Raw genomic sequence first — 240 nt, 5'->3', positions numbered from 1 at the left:
CAATAAACCACGTCTATCATAAGCTTCTATATGAATATCAACCGGCTGATAGCGACCAGATTTAATCTTCCAAGCAGCCTTGATTTCGCGCTCAGGATCACGTTCGATCAGGCGCAGATATTCAGGGCAACCTCGATTGTGGACACTGACACCGCGCGATAAAGTAATGTAGCCCGCGATAGGCTCACCGTGCACAGGGTGACAGCAGCCTGCCAAACCAACTTCAATATTATCCCAGCC

General features: G+C 49.2%; 1 pseudogene. It reads right to left on the bottom strand.

The features are described from left to right. Positions 1 to 240: pseudogene (locus AAEY75_RS16910) on the bottom strand (RelA/SpoT family protein); the annotation flags it as partial.

Source organism: Psychrobacter sp. TB55-MNA-CIBAN-0194, from assembly GCF_040309505.1.
In the GTDB taxonomy this organism is placed as follows: Bacteria; Pseudomonadota; Gammaproteobacteria; order Pseudomonadales; family Moraxellaceae; genus Psychrobacter; species Psychrobacter fozii.
This window is presented reverse-complemented; position numbering and strand designations above follow the sequence as displayed.